The following is a 13,663-nucleotide window of genomic DNA, read 5'->3' on the forward strand; positions in this document are numbered from 1 at the left end:
GGAGGCGGGTCAAGCCGCGTCGGGGCCACACGTGAAAGCTCTTGACGAGAGGCGCGTTCGGCGCACTCTCCGGCCATGGCGAATCTGAAGCACGGGATCGCGGTCGCAGGCGACCACGTTGCCGACGCACCATCGAACAGCTGGGTCTACCGTCTGCTACCGCGCGGCGTGTGGCCCTACGCGCAGCTCGCGCGCTGGGACCGGCCGATTGGCTGGCAGCTCCTGCTCTGGCCCTGCTGGTGGTCTGCGGCGCTGGCGCCGCAGATGCTGCCGCCATCCGCCATTCACACCGGCCTGCCGAGCCTCGCCCATCTCATCCTCTTCCTGATCGGCGCGATCGCCATGCGCGGCGCGGGCTGCACCTACAATGATCTCGTGGACGAGCGGATCGATGCGCGGGTGGCGCGCACGCGCTCCCGCCCGCTGCCGTCGGGCCGGGTGACACGTCGGCAGGCCAAGCTCTTCCTGATCGTTCAGGCGCTCGTCGGCCTCCTGGTGCTGATCCAGTTCAACCTCTTCGCCATCATCCTCGGCGTGGCGTCGCTCGCTGTTGTAGCGATCTACCCGTTCCTGAAGCGGGTCACGGACTGGCCGCAGCTCGGCCTCGGCTTCGCCTTCTCATGGGGCGCGCTGATGGGATGGGCCTGCTACTGGGGATCGCTGGCGCCCGCGGCGCTGCTTCTTTATGTCGGCGCGATCCTCTGGACGATCGGCTATGACACGATCTACGCCCATCAGGACAAGGAGGACGACGTCCTCGTGGGCGTGCGCTCGACGGCGCGTCTGTTCGGTACGCGGACGAAATCGGCTCTCGCCATCCTCTATGGCGGGGCGCTCGTCTTCTTCGCCCTCGCTTTCGCCACGACGGCGGACGCACCCGGCGGCGGCCCCTTCTGGCCGGCCTATGCCGGCCTTGGGCTCGGCGCGGCGCAGATGCTCTGGCAGATCAGGACCCTCGATATCGACGATCCCGACCAGTGCCTGATGCTGTTCAAGTCGAACAGCCTGTTCGGCTGGACGATCTTCTTCGGGCTGATCTTCTCGGCGCTCTGGGCGCTGTCCTTCCCGCTGCAGGGCTGACCCGCAGGGTCGCAGCCAGATCAGTTGCGGGCGATGATCTCGTCGCCGGCGATGACCATGCGCATGCCGAGACCACCCGGCTTGCGGCGGGCGAGGAAGCGCGGACGGCGGCCGCGGGCCGCGGAGCGACGCCGCGGGGCCGGGTCACCGGAGCGGACGCGGCCGAGCGTGTCCTCGAGCGGGCGCACGGCGCCATCCGATTCCACCATCAGCATCGGCAGACCGAAGAGCTCCGACCAGTTGCGCCAGTCGGCGGCGACGTCGAAGAGGTCGGTCGCGACCAGCAGCGGCACCGTCAGGCGCGGATCCTGGTGGTGCAGTTCCAGGGTCACCGTGACCTCGCCGTCGGCATCTTCCATCGCGCGGGCCGCAACGCCCTTGAAGGCGCGCGCCGGCAGGGCGATCGACACCGGCATGCCGGACTTCTCCAGCTTGCGGCGGACGACGGCGCCGCGGCTGTCGACCCGGTAGGACACCAGCTCGCCGGCCTCCATCATCTCGATAGTCTGCTTACGGTCGGACTGACGCGGATCGAGCCGGACGGGAGCACCGGCCCATTCGGGCTTCATCTGGACGGGGTTGTGAGCAGTGCTCATGATCGTGACGCCTCTTGCCTCTCCTGAGAGCCGGATGCCCGGTCTCAACGTGGCCGATGTGATCCCGGCCTTTGATGATTGGAGGCTAAGCCCGGCGTCTTGCAGTCGGGCTAAGAAAGGCAGTTAAGTGAACGTCACTGAAGTCAAGGTAAGTAGACCGGTAATTTGAATCAATTCTGAACGAGCTTGCCGGGGTTTAAGATTCCGTTTGGGTCGAAGAGTTGCTTGATCCCTAACAGCAGCGCCATCTCGGCTGCGGGCTTGGTTTGGGCCAGCTCATCCCGCTTCAGCTGACCGATGCCATGCTCGGCGGAGAAGCTGCCATCCATCGCTGCCACGACTGCATGGACGATCGCGTTGATCTCGCGCCACCGCGCCAGGAACGTCCCAGTATCGGCACCGACGGGCTGCGAGATGTTGTAGTGAATATTGCCATCGCCGAGATGGCCAAAGGCAACGACGCGCGCGCCCGGCACCGCCGCCAGGACGGCGGCATCCGCCGCGGCCAGAAAGGCGGGCACGGAAGCGACCGGCACGCTGACGTCGTGCTTGATCGAGCCGCCTTCCGGCTTCTGCGCCCAGCTCATCTCCTCGCGCATCGTCCAGAAACGCGCGGCATCCGCCAGCGATCCGGCAATGGTCGCATCGTCGAGGATGCCGGCGGACAGCCCGGCCTCCAGCACGCTCTCCATCGTTTGGCGCGCATCCTCCGCCGAGCGGCCGGACACGATCTCCATCAGGACGTACCAGGGGTGACGGCTGCCCAGCGGCTCGCGGGCGCCCTGCGTGTGGCGGATGGTGAACTCCATGCCCATCCGCGCCATCAGCTCGAAGGCCGTCAGCTGCGGTCCGGCGGCGTCCTGCGCCAGCGCCAGGAGCCGCAGCGCGTCGTCCGGCGACGACAGGCCGACATAGGCAACCTCCCGGCCTGCCGGCTTGGGGAAGAGCTTCAGCACCGCGGCGGTGATGACGGCGAGCGTACCCTCCGATCCGATCAGCAGGTTCTTGAGGTCGTAGCCGCGGTTGTCCTTCTTCAGGCGGCGAAGCCCGTGGATGATCTCGCCCGACGGCAGCACCGCCTCGAGCCCGAGACAGAGGTCGCGCGCATTGCCGTAGGCAAGCACCCCGGTGCCGCCGGCATTGGAGGCGAGATTGCCGCCGATCTGACAGGAGCCTTGCGACCCCAGCGAAAGCGGGAAGAGCAGGCCGGCGTCGTCGGCGGCGGCCTGAATGGTCGAGAGCACCACACCGGCCTCAGCCGTCAGCGTCCGGCCGGCGGTGTCGACATTGCGGATGCGGTTCAGCCTCCCGAGGGCCAGTACCACCTCGGCATCGGAGCGGGGCGACTGTCCGCCGACGAGACCGGTATTGCCGCCTTGCGGCACGATCGGCGTCCGCGTCTCGTTGGCGAGCCGCAGGATGGCGGCGACCTCGTCCACAGATCCCGGCCGCAGCACCAGCCGCGAGCGCCCGGCAAAGAGATCGCGTGGCTCGGTCAGATAGGGCGCGATCAGATCGGGATCGCTGAGGGCATTGGCTGGGCCGACAATGGCGGCGAAACGCTCGATGAGGCTATCCGGAAGCGGCGGCACGTCGTTCATGCAAATCTCCGGATCGTCACTTCTGTCTGTCCGCCTGAGGCTCGTTCAATCCCGCGGCGCGGCGGCGCGCATCAGACGATCGTTGATCGCCTCGCCGATGCCCGTCTTCGGGACCGCAGTGACTGCGATGCGCGCGATCGCTGGATCGTCGAAGGCCGACAACGCCGCGAAGAGGTTGGCAGCCGCTTCGACAAGGCTTCCCGACGGGCTGAGATTGATGACCTGAACCGCCCTCGCCTCCCCCGGCACCTCGGCCGGGCCGAGTTTGATGAGATGTTCGCCCGGCTCGACGGAAGTGGCGTTCAGGCGTACGGCGCCCGCGGGCGCATAGTGCGAGCGCAGCTGTCCCGGCGCGACGATACCCTCGGCGCCATCATGGTCAACGACCGGCAATCCCGCGGCATCCGCCAGCGCGTCGCGACCAACGCCGCCCGGACGGAGCAGAACGATGCGGTCCTCCAGGGGCCGGACGATGGTGGATTCCAGCCCGACGGCACAGTCCCCGCCATCGAGCACCAGATCGATCCGACCCGACAGACCGGCGAGGACGGCTGCGGCGGTCGTCGGGCTGACGCGGCCCGACGGGTTGGCGCTCGGCGCGGCCACCGGTCGGCCAAGCCGGGCGATAACCTCCCTGGCAACGCCGTGCGGCATGCGCACAGCCAGGGTCGGCAGACCGGCACAGCTAAGCGGGTGCACCGGACAGCCCTCGGCAATAGGCGCAACGATGGTCAGCGGTCCCGGCCAGAAGCGGTCCACCAGCCTCCTCGCCACGGGGCTCAAGGAGATGAGCTGGCGTGCCATGGTGAGATCGGCGACATGGCAGATCAGCGGGTTGAAGCGTGGCCGGCCCTTGGCCTCGAAGATGCGGGCGACGGCCGTGCCATTGGTCGCGTCGGCACCAAGGCCATAGACCGTCTCCGTCGGCAGGCCGACGAGCCCGCCATTCCCCAGGCAGTCGCTGGCCTCGTCGATCGCACCTGGCGCAGTGGCGTGGATGAGCCTCGTTTGCATGCGCCGACGATTAGAACCGTGGAGCGAAAATAAAAAGGGCAGCGGTCCGAGGGGGTGACCGCTGCCCTTTAATTCGCCCGGGAGGGGATCCGAGCGGGGGTCATGCTGAAGCCGCGGACGGGAGGGACCGGAGAGGGGGAAACCGGAACCTCTGTGTCGGTCAGTCAGGCTCAACGCTCGAGAGCGGCCTGAACTGGCGACTGTGGGGGTCGTTCATCGCAGCATTCGGAAGCAATAAGCCGCAGCGCAAAGAAAGGTTCCGAGCTTCTCCGAAAAAATTCGGCGTCAAAACGCAAAAAGGCCCGGCAAGCTACTGCCGGGCCTTAAGAAGTTTCTAAATGAAACGGTTTCGATCAACGGGTCGCAGCGAAGGCGCCGGCGATGCGCTGATCGAGAACGGTCAGGCCGGCGAGATGCGTCGGCTCCTTCTTGGCGGCCGTGCTGAGGCGCGGGCCGCGGCTCGACGAGCCAACCGGCGCCTGCGACAGGACATAGGCGGGCATACCGAGCGTTCCCGCCGCCTTCTGGATCTCGGCGGCCTTCATCATCGATGCGAAGCGCGACTTCTGCTCGCCGGTCATCTCCGCCGCGCGGCGCGCCTTCACCGCAGCATCGGGAGCCGGAAGGCTGAGGGCCAGAGCCGCCAGCTCCTTGGCGCCCTTCGCAGCCTTGGTCTCGACGATCGCCTGCACGGCAGCGATCGGATCCTTGGCCGGGACCTGCGCGACAGCCGATGCGGCAGCAGCGGCCAGCGGGGTCGGCGCGTTGTCGTCAACCGGGCGGGCAACGGCCTCACGCTCACCTGGATGACGCTCCTCATAGGCGGCCTGCGTCAGAAGCTTCAGCGGGTCGATCTTCGGACGGCCGGACGGCCCATAGGCGGCGACCATGGACGATGCGATGGCGCTGCCGCCGACTTCGGCCACCTTGGTAGCGTTCCCGCCATCCTCGCGCTTGCCGGCGATCGAGGCGACGACCTTGGCAACTTCGGCCTTTGCCGTATCACTGACCTTGGCGATCAGCGTCGTTGCCGCCGGCTTCTCCGGCTGCAGCATGTTGTCGAATGGCCAGGCCTTCTGCAGCTCTGCGACGCCGAGGGGCGAGACGTTGACGTCGATGTCGCTGCGGGCGCCCTTCACGCGGTACGGGCAGGCCGTGTCGCCGCAATTATGCATGGAGGAGAACTGCCACAGAGCGTAGGTGGGCCAGGTCTCTTCCGGGAACATGCCGGTGATGTCGTCGCGGTAGCGGGCATACCAGAGCGGCAGGCGGGCGAGCAGCGGGTACTTGTCCTTGTAGTCCGACACCCACTTGGCGGTGGAGCCGTTGGTGTAGAGGACGGGATAGCGGCCGAGGCGGATGAAGATCTGGTTGGCAAAGATCTCGGCGTCGGCGAGCGACATCCACTCGGAGGTGTTGTCCTCGATGTCGAGGGCGATCAGATCGTCCGGGCCGGGCTCGGCGAAGTCGACGAAATGATCGGCCTGTTCGCGCGGATTGCCAGGGCGGCCAAGGTGATAGGCGCCCCACTTGAGGCCGAGCGTCTTCGCCATCTCGCGGCGGGTCATGTAGAGCTCTTTGGTGACGGAATACTTCCACCACCGGTTCTTGCAGAGCTTCTCGTCGTCGCCGGACTTGCCGGCGCAATTCCAGTCCGGCGCAAGGCCATCGGAGGCCTTGTTGATGAAGCCGGCGATCCGCTTGTCGGAGGTCAGCTCCTTCCAGTCGATCGGGTTGAACTCGTAGGCGTCGACGACGAGAGCCTTGTCCTCGGTCTTCCAGGGCGACTTCCAGTCCGCGGACGCGGTCGTGGCTGTCAGCGCGACCGCTCCGGTCGCAATGGCGCAGGCGAGGCGTAGGGCAGCCGCAATCGCGGCGCTCATCTTCGTCATTCGCTGGTGTCCCCTCGAATTGCTGTGGAGCAGCCGCCGGGCGGAGGGTCCCGTCCCTGTCCGCTCGGCTGGCGGCGGTTATCCACACACAATCGGGCAGGTTCCAGGCACAGCGATCACAAAAACGTGATCAGGCAGCTTCAGGCAAGCTTCCTTAAGGGCTTACGGCCTCGCTTCAGTGTCTGCCGTGCAGGGTCTTTGCTCCCGTAACCCGTAGGCAGCCGTAGTCGTCAGCCGGCTATGCGCGCAAAGTCCGCGACCTTTGCCGTGGCAGTGCGGATGCGCGTCAGAAGCGCCAGACGGTTTGCACGTACGGCGGCGTCTTCGGCATTCACCAGCACCTTGTCGAAGAAGGCGTCGACGGGGCCGCGCAGCTTCGCCAGCGCCGCCATCGCCGCTGCGTAGGACTCGGAGGCGAGTGCCGTCGCAAGCTCGCTCTCCGCCTGATCGATGGCCACGGCTAGCGCGATCTCCTCCGGCTCGGTCAGGAGCGTGGGATCGACGGCAACGGCCACATGCGTGCCCTTCTTCTCCTCCGCGGCCAGGATGTTGGCGGCCCGGCGCGTACCGGCGAGAAGGTTCTGGCCGTCCTCGGTGGCGAGGAACGCGGCCAGCGCCTCGACACGGCGGGTGACGTCGAGAAGATCGTCGCTCTCCGGCGTCAGCACGGCATCGACGAGGTCGTGCCGGGCGCCCGAGTCGCGCAGCTGCACCTTCAGGCGATCGTGGAAGAAGGCGAGGAGATCACCCGCCGGCATCATCAGGCCGAGCCTCAGCCGCAGCCTGTTCTCCAGCACCAGCCGGATCACGCCGAGCGCGGCGCGGCGGAGCGCGTAGGGGTCCTTCGACCCCGTCGGCTTCTCGTCGATCGCCCAGAAGCCGACCAGCGTATCGAGCTTGTCGGCGAGTGCCACCGCAATCGCCACCGGATCGGAGGGCACGCGGTCGGACGGTCCAAGCGGCTTGTAATGCTCCTCGATGGCCGTCTGGACCGCGGCATCCTCGCCCTGCAGCGCCGCATAATAGCGGCCCATCAGGCCCTGCAGCTCCGGGAACTCGCCGACCGCCTCGGTGGTGAGGTCCGCCTTGGCGAGCAGCGCGGCGCGTGTCGCGAGCGCCGGATCGGCGCCGACCCGTGGAGCGATCTCGGCCGCGAGCTTGGCTATGCGCCGGACGCGCTCGCCTTGCGTGCCGAGCTTGGCATGGAAGGTGACGCCGAGGGCGTCGAGCTTGGCCATGCGCTGGTCGAGCGGCCTCGCCAGATCGAGGCCGAGCGACTCGGCCGAGCCTTTCAGCCCGGCGAGGTCCGGCAGGTCGCCCTGGTCGGTCTGCCAAAAATAGAGCGCGTCGGAGAGGCGGGCGCGCACCACCTTGCCGTTGCCGCGCGCGATCTCGGCGCCGCCGTCGCTGGCCTCGATGTTGGAGACGAGGATGAAGCTGTTGGACAGCCCGCCCTCCCCGCCCTGGCGGCGGGTGACGAAGCACTTCTGGTTGGCACGGATGGTGAGCTGCACCACCTCGGGCGGGATTGCCAGGAACGCCTCCTCGAAGGCGCCCATCAGGACGACGGGCCACTCCACGAGGCCGCTCACCTCCTCCAGCAGCGCCTCGTCCGGCACTACCTCCAGCCCTTTGGCGAAGGCGAGGTTCTCGGCATCGTGCCGGATCATCTCCTTGCGCCGCTCGGCATCGAGCACCACGAAGGCCTTTTCCAGCTTCTCGACATAATCGTCGAAGCGGCGGACGCGGATCGCCTCCGGCGCATGGAAGCGGTGGCCATAGGTGAGGTTGCCGGAGCGGATGCCGCCCGCCTCGAAGTCGACGACCACCGGCTCCTCGGTCTCCGGTCCGAAGGTGCAGAGGATCGACTGCAGTGGGCGCACCCAGCGCAAGCTGCCCGGCGCACTGGAGGCAGCGCCCCAGCGCATCGATTTCGGCCAGGGGAAGTCGCGGATGATCTGCGGCATCATCTCGGCGAGGATCGCCTCGGTCGGCCGCCCGGGCTTGGTCAGATGCGCGACGTAGAAGTCGCCCTTCTTCGGGTCGCTATGGACATGCGCCTCGGCTATCGAGGCAAGGCCTGCGCCTTTCAGAAATCCCTCGATGGCCTTTTCCGGCGCATCGGTGCGCGGGCCCTTGCGCTCCTCATGCACGTCGCGCGAACGCGCCTCCAGGCCGCGGATATCGAGCGTCAGCCGGCGCGGCGTCCAGTATTCGCGCGCGCCTTCATAGGTGAGGCCCGCGGCGACGAGGCCGTCGGTGACGAGCTTCTTGAGGTCGCCCGCCGCCTTGCGCTGCATGCGGGCGGGAATTTCCTCGGAACGGAGTTCGAGAAGGAGGTCGGGCATGGGCGGCGGTCACACGGGGCTTGTCGTCGGGTCGCCGCCTTGCACCATGCCGTCTTGGCGAATGCAAGCGGCGGCCGGCAAGCCGCCGCTTGCCGCACTCAACCGCGCGAGGTGTCGCAGGCGGCCATGTCGCCGCTCTCGAAGCCCTGGCGGAACCAGCGCTGACGCTCGGCGGAGGAGCCGTGGGTGAAGCTGTCCGGCACCACCTGCCCCTGCGAGCGCTCCTGCAGCCGGTCGTCGCCGATCTGCTCGGCCGCGTTCAGCGCCTCGTCGATGTCGCCGGCCTCGATATAGCCGGCGGTCTGCGTGTCATGCGCCCAGATGCCCGCATAGCAGTCCGCCTGCAGCTCGACGCGCACCGACATGGCATTTGCTTCGCTCTCGCTGGCCGAGGCGCGCGCCTCGTTGAAGCGCGGCAGCACGCCGGTGAGGTTCTGCACGTGGTGGCCGACCTCGTGGGCGATCACATAGGCCTGCGCGAAGTCGCCCGGCGAGTTCAGCTGATCGCGGAGCTGACGGAAGAAGGCGACATCGAGATACACCTTCTGGTCATTCGGGCAGTAGAACGGGCCGCTGGCCGAGCTCGCCGTGCCGCAGGCCGAGCCAACGCGGTCACTGAAGAGGACGAGGCGCGGCGCCGTGTATGTTTCGCCGGCATCGGAAAAGCGCTTGGTCCAGACGTCCTCGGTGTCCGCCAGGACGGTGGCGACGAAGTTGTCGGTCTCGTCGGCGGTCTGGCCGACGCCCGGACCCTGCCGCTGCGCGGTCTGATAGCTGCCGCTGCCGCCATCGGCCATGCCGAGCAGCTGCAGCGGGTTGATGCCGAAGCCGAGCCAGAGCACCAGCGCCAGGATGATGAGGCCGATGCCGCCGCCACCGCCGGCGCGCACAGGGATGCGCAGGCCGCCGCCGCCCATGCCGCCGCCGAAGCCGCCGCCCCGCTGATCCTCGATGTTGCTGCTTTCCCTGCGGCCGCGCCACTGCATTCTTACATCCCTCCGGATTTGGTGGATGCCTAACGCAGACGAAGGCGTTTGGTGCCGCAGCAAGATGCGGGCTCGGTTGGTCTGCCTATGCACTATGCTACAATCGATCGCACGATGATCGTCTGGTGAATGGAGCCATGATGGCCGACAGCGCAAATCCTCAAGGAACATCGGACCGGATCATCTCCGACCCGGCCGTCTGCGGCGGCCGTCCTGTCATCCGCGGCACGCGCATGCGGGTTGCCGATATCCTCGATATGCTGGCCGATGGCGCCACACAGGAGGACATCCTCGGCGATTTTGACTACCTCACACAGGCGGACATCCGCGCCGCGCTGGCTTATGCGGCGAAGGAAGTCGGCCACCGCGTGATCAGAGCGGCCTGACATGCGCTTCCTGGTGGACGCCCAGTTGCCACCGGGACTCGCGACCTTCCTGGAAGAGCAAGGCCACCGTGCGGAGCATGTGGCGCGCATCGGACGCGGTGAGGCGCCAGACGCGGAAATTTACGCTTACGCCAGGTCGGTGCGTGCGGTCATCGTCACCAAGGATGCCGATTTCCTGTCGCTCGCGGCAGCCGACCCGCATCCGACGCCGATCGTCTGGGTCCGGATCGGCAATGCTACGAACGCCGTCCTCCGCCGCGCCTTCTCCTGCGCGCTTGAGGAGTTAACCGCAGCGATCGAAGCCAACGAGGCGGTGATCGAGATCAGATAACGCCGCTAAGCCTATGTCGCCTCACGCGGCTTTGGACAGACCCGCCCCGCCCGCCTCCGTCAGCAGGAACGCCTCGCCGCATGCCTTGGCGAGCGTTCGCACGCGCAGGATGTAGCTCTGGCGCTCGGTGACCGAGATGACGCCGCGGGCATCCAGCAGGTTGAAGACGTGGCTCGCCTTGATCGTCTGGTCATAGGCCGGGAAGACGCAGCGGTGGAGAGAGGTTCTGTCGCCGGGTGCCCCGGCATCCAGCAGCGCCCGGCACTCGGCCTCGGCGTCCTCGAAATGCTTCAGCAGCATGGCGGTGTTGGCGAATTCGAAGTTGTGGCGGGAATATTCCTGCTCGGCCTGCAGGAAGACGTCGCCATAGGTCACCTTCTCCGCGCCTTCGCGACCGTTGAAGTTGAGGTCGTAGACGTTGTCGACATTCTGGACATACATCGCCAGACGCTCCAACCCGTAGGTCAGTTCGCCGGCGACGGGCGCGCATTCGATGCCGCAGACCTGCTGGAAGTAGGTGAACTGCGACACTTCCATGCCGTCGCACCAGCATTCCCAGCCCAGCCCCCAGGCGCCGAGAGTCGGGCTTTCCCAGTCGTCCTCGACAAAGCGGATGTCGTGCAGCAGCGGATCGACGCCGATCGCCTTCAGCGAGCCGAGATAGAGCTCCTGCAGGTTCGACGGGTTCGGCTTCAGGATCACCTGGTACTGATAGTAGTGCTGCAAGCGGTTGGGGTTCTCGCCGTAGCGCCCGTCCTTCGGGCGGCGCGAGGGCTGCACATAGGCGGCGTTCCAGCCCTTCGGACCGAGCGCCCGCAGCGTCGTCGCGGGATGGAAGGTGCCCGCGCCGACCTCCATGTCGTAGGGCTGCAGCACAACGCAGCCGTAGTCGGCCCAGTAGCGATGCAGCGTCAGGATCAGCGCCTGGAAGGAACGGCGGGGATCCATGTGGGGGGCGATGTCGGACATGGGCGTCTCGTGTGGCCGTGGGCCGCCGTCATGCCGGCCGCCCGTTGCTCCCGCGAGTGCCACGGCGGGGCAAAGAGGGTCAAGCGGTGAGAGCATGCCGGGACATCGTCGGGATTTCGTGCCCGGCCCTGTGGCCTGACCCGCCGAGTCCGTACAGCCGTGGCATCCATCCACGCCGCACGCCACCATAATGTTGACTCAGACAACACCTGGGAGGATGTTGATTCAGTCAACAGAACCGGCCGCGAGATCGCCATGCCGCACGCCGCCACTTCGGACGTCGACGCCGTGCGCGCCTTCAACCGCCTCTACACGCAGCGGCTCGGCCTCTTGAACGCCCATCTCGATGGCAGCCCGTTCACGCTGAGCGAAGCCCGCATCCTCTACGAACTCGCCCATCGCGACGCGCCGACGGCGGCGGACGTCATGCGGGCGCTCGATCTCGACCGGGCGCAGCTCAGTCGCACCCTCAAGCGGTTCGCCGCTCGGCACTTGATCGAGACGGCGGAGCATCCGGGCGGCGGCCGCCGTCGGTCCATCGGGCTGACCGAAGCAGGCCGACAGGCTTTCGCGGCCCTCGTCGGGAAGACGAACAACGCCGTGGGCGACCTGCTGACGGCACTGCCGCCGGACAAGCGGAGGAGCCTCGTCGCCGCGGCAAGATCGATCACGCAGATCTTCGACGAGGGAGGGACGGCGGGACTGCTTCTGCGTGAGCCGAAGCCGGGCGATCTCGGCTGGATCACGCATCGCCAAGCCGTCCTGTACGCGGAGGAGCACGGCTGGAACGCCGACTACGAAGTGCTGGTTATACGGATCCTGGCCGACGTCACCCGGAGCTTCGATCCATCCTGCGAAGCCATATGGATCGCCGAGATCGACGGGCGTGTCGTCGGCTCGGTCTTTCTCGTGCGCAGCGACAGACCGGCAGTCGGCAAGCTTCGGCTGCTTTATGTCGAGCCGGACACCCGCGGCAAAGGCGTCGGCTCGGCGCTTGTGTCGGCCTGCATAGAGCGTGCACGCGCCATCGGCTACGAGGCACTGGAGCTTTGGACGAACAGCAACCTGACCGCGGCGAGACGGATCTACGAACGGGCCGGCTTCAGGCTGACGCGAGAAGAGCCGCATCACTCCTTCGGCAAGGATCTGGTGGGCCAGACCTGGTTGCTCGATCTGCGACTAGGCTGATGCGCCTGCTGTTCACGCGGCGACGGAGCTTGCCATGCGGCGCTCCTCAGGCGCTGACAGCAGACCGCTGAAGCGCCATCCCGCCCTCCGATGCGCCGTCGCGCCCGTCATAGGCACGCTGTGCCGAGAGGACGTCGCTCATCCTGGTCTCGGCCCAGTCGATCATCGACCGCAGCGAAGCGACGAGCTCCTGCCCCAACGGCGTGATGGAATAGGTGACGCTGACAGGAACACTCGGCTCCACATGCCGCAAGACGAGACCGTCGCGCTCCAGGGAGCGCAGGGTCTGGCTCAGCATCTTCTGCGATACGCCGTCGATCCGACGCTTTAGGCCGCTGAAGCGCATAGCGCCATCGCCGAGGATCATGAGGATGAGCACGCTCCATTTGTCGGCGATGCGATCGAGGATCTGCCGCGTCGGGCAATCAGCCGAGAAGGCGTTACCGCGCTGCGAGGCAGTTTCGCAGAGGTGACGAGGTGAGGTGAAGGTGCCGTCTTGCATTCCCAGTTCCTTTAATAGACTTGATCACTAACGGAAACCGAAGGAGAATGCACATGAAGGTCGCGGTTCTCGGCGCAAGCGGTCGCGCCGGATCGGAAATCGTCAAGGAGCTGTCGTCTCGCGGACATGAGGTCATCGCCATCGCGCGCAAGCCCGACGCGATCCCGGACGCGCCCCATGTCACGAAGGTCGCGGGCGATGCCTCCGACCCGGCAGCGCTCGCCGAGCTGATCCGCGGCGTCCCCGCTGTCATCAGCGCCCTCCACTTCGACATCCCGGCCGAGACGCTGCTCGTGGCGCTTCGGCAGGCCGGTGTCAGCCGCCTGCTCGTCACCGGCGGTGCGGCCAGCCTCGAGGTCGCGCCGGGCAAGCGCCTCTACGACACGCCGGAGTTTCCGGCGGAGTGGAAGGAGATCGCCGGCGCCGGCATCACCTTCCTGGAAGCCCTGCGGAAGGAAGAGGCGATCGACTGGACCTTCTTCTCGCCGGCCGCCTTCATCTTCGAGGGCCCGCGGCTCGGCGCGTTCCGCCTCGGGGGCGACCAGCTCGTCACCGACGAGAAGGGCGAAAGCCGCATCAGCTTCGCCGACTACGCCATCGCTATGGTCGATGAGTTAGAGCAGCGCCGCCACAGCCGCGCCCGCTTCACCGCGGCGTACTGAGGACGAGCGAAGGACGGCTCTGCCGGGCGGCGCGGCCGCCCCGCCTAGCAGGAGGCCGGCACGATGCGGCGCCGTTGCCGGCGCGCGTCAGCGCTTCGACATGACACG

The 13,663-nt window shown here is 67.1% G+C and carries 13 protein-coding genes; 5 read left to right on the top strand and 8 right to left on the bottom strand.

The window, feature by feature from the left end:
• Positions 1-75 precede the first annotated feature (75 nt).
• Positions 76-1,080 carry a 4-hydroxybenzoate octaprenyltransferase gene (ubiA, locus tag C0R46_RS12275; protein ID WP_102959929.1) on the top strand — a complete coding sequence of 335 codons (1,005 nt, stop codon included), beginning with the start codon at positions 76-78 and terminating at the stop codon, positions 1,078-1,080.
• Between the two features lie 20 nt (positions 1,081-1,100).
• Here the strand turns inward: ubiA and C0R46_RS12280 are convergent, their stop codons facing one another.
• The 6 genes from C0R46_RS12280 to ypfJ all read right to left on the bottom strand — a co-directional run bounded on the left by C0R46_RS12280 (position 1,101) and on the right by ypfJ (position 9,517).
• Positions 1,101-1,676 (bottom strand): DUF6101 family protein, encoded by a 576-nt coding sequence (locus C0R46_RS12280; RefSeq protein WP_102959930.1) that lies wholly within the window; start codon positions 1,674-1,676, stop codon positions 1,101-1,103.
• A 170-nt stretch (positions 1,677-1,846) separates the two neighbouring features.
• Entirely contained in the window at positions 1,847-3,277 is a 1,431-nt protein-coding gene (locus tag C0R46_RS12285) for an FAD-binding oxidoreductase (RefSeq protein ID WP_102959931.1), read from the bottom strand.
• A 45-nt stretch (positions 3,278-3,322) separates the two neighbouring features.
• The gene (locus C0R46_RS12290) at positions 3,323-4,291 is read right to left on the bottom strand and encodes an L-threonylcarbamoyladenylate synthase (RefSeq protein ID WP_102959932.1); all 969 of its coding nucleotides are present in this window, start codon (positions 4,289-4,291) and stop codon (positions 3,323-3,325) included.
• Between the two features lie 353 nt (positions 4,292-4,644).
• On the bottom strand, positions 4,645-6,183 hold the full coding sequence (locus tag C0R46_RS12295; protein ID WP_102959933.1) for a glycoside hydrolase family 25 protein: 1,539 nt from the start codon (positions 6,181-6,183) through the stop codon (positions 4,645-4,647).
• A 230-nt stretch (positions 6,184-6,413) separates the two neighbouring features.
• Positions 6,414-8,531: a glycine--tRNA ligase subunit beta gene (gene glyS / locus C0R46_RS12300; protein ID WP_102959934.1), complete on the bottom strand. Its 2,118-nt coding sequence runs from the start codon at positions 8,529-8,531 to the stop codon at positions 6,414-6,416.
• A 98-nt stretch (positions 8,532-8,629) separates the two neighbouring features.
• Positions 8,630-9,517: a KPN_02809 family neutral zinc metallopeptidase gene (gene ypfJ / locus C0R46_RS12305; RefSeq protein WP_102959935.1), complete on the bottom strand. Its 888-nt coding sequence runs from the start codon at positions 9,515-9,517 to the stop codon at positions 8,630-8,632.
• 140 nt (positions 9,518-9,657) lie between these two features.
• Here ypfJ and C0R46_RS21285 point away from each other — a divergent pair, with 140 nt between their 5' ends.
• Both C0R46_RS21285 and C0R46_RS12315 read left to right on the top strand, forming a co-directional pair.
• Positions 9,658-9,903 carry a DUF433 domain-containing protein gene (locus C0R46_RS21285; protein WP_102960030.1) on the top strand — a complete coding sequence of 82 codons (246 nt, stop codon included), beginning with the start codon at positions 9,658-9,660 and terminating at the stop codon, positions 9,901-9,903.
• A 1-nt stretch (position 9,904) separates the two neighbouring features.
• Positions 9,905-10,234 (top strand): DUF5615 family PIN-like protein, encoded by a 330-nt coding sequence (locus tag C0R46_RS12315; protein WP_102959936.1) that lies wholly within the window; start codon positions 9,905-9,907, stop codon positions 10,232-10,234.
• Positions 10,235-10,255: 21 nt separating this feature from the next.
• Here the strand turns inward: C0R46_RS12315 and C0R46_RS12320 are convergent, their stop codons facing one another.
• On the bottom strand, positions 10,256-11,203 hold the full coding sequence (locus tag C0R46_RS12320; RefSeq protein WP_102959937.1) for a glycine--tRNA ligase subunit alpha: 948 nt from the start codon (positions 11,201-11,203) through the stop codon (positions 10,256-10,258).
• Positions 11,204-11,458: 255 nt separating this feature from the next.
• Between C0R46_RS12320 and C0R46_RS12325 the strand changes: the two genes are divergently transcribed.
• Positions 11,459-12,391 carry a bifunctional helix-turn-helix transcriptional regulator/GNAT family N-acetyltransferase gene (locus C0R46_RS12325; RefSeq protein ID WP_102959938.1) on the top strand — a complete coding sequence of 311 codons (933 nt, stop codon included), beginning with the start codon at positions 11,459-11,461 and terminating at the stop codon, positions 12,389-12,391.
• 46 nt (positions 12,392-12,437) lie between these two features.
• On the opposite strand, the gene C0R46_RS12330 is transcribed toward C0R46_RS12325, so the two are convergent.
• Positions 12,438-12,893: a winged helix-turn-helix transcriptional regulator gene (locus tag C0R46_RS12330; protein ID WP_102959939.1), complete on the bottom strand. Its 456-nt coding sequence runs from the start codon at positions 12,891-12,893 to the stop codon at positions 12,438-12,440.
• Between the two features lie 53 nt (positions 12,894-12,946).
• Here C0R46_RS12330 and C0R46_RS12335 point away from each other — a divergent pair, with 53 nt between their 5' ends.
• A complete protein-coding gene (locus C0R46_RS12335; RefSeq protein ID WP_198598317.1) occupies positions 12,947-13,555 on the top strand; it encodes an NAD(P)-dependent oxidoreductase in 609 nt (202 codons plus the stop codon).
• Positions 13,556-13,663: the final 108 nt, after the last annotated feature.

It is taken from the genome of Mangrovicella endophytica (genome assembly GCF_002893625.1).
Lineage (GTDB): Bacteria > Pseudomonadota > Alphaproteobacteria > Rhizobiales > Rhizobiaceae > Mangrovicella > Mangrovicella endophytica.